Here is a 309-nt window from a genome sequence, read left to right as displayed (position 1 = left end):
AGATGAAACTATCGAGTGTGATGGAACAAATAATGAAACGATTGCTAACGATTGGAATACAGCGAATATATTAGCGCTTCAATCTTGCGGTACAGATGCTTGTGATACAGATGCTGTTTTTGATGTAACTTCTGATTATGTGTTTACTAACCTTGCTTCTACTTGTGGCGCTGGTGGTACATTAACAGTTACTTATACCGTTGCAGATGATTGTGATAACGAAACTATACTTGTTGCAATTCTTACACTTAACGATTCTATTGGTCCTGACTTAACGTCTTGTACTGTTGCAGATGAAACGATTGAGTG

1 protein-coding gene is annotated in these 309 nt (G+C 37.5%); it reads left to right on the top strand.

What is annotated here, in order from left to right:
- Window positions 1–309 (top strand): hypothetical protein (locus ACVCXO_RS00450; protein ID WP_452227632.1); only part of this gene is annotated, 309 nt, incomplete at both ends.

The sequence above is a fragment of the Lacinutrix sp. MEBiC02404 genome (assembly GCF_053601575.1).
The sequence above is the reverse complement of the archived record's forward strand: the minus strand, read 5'-3'. Positions and strand labels throughout refer to the sequence as shown.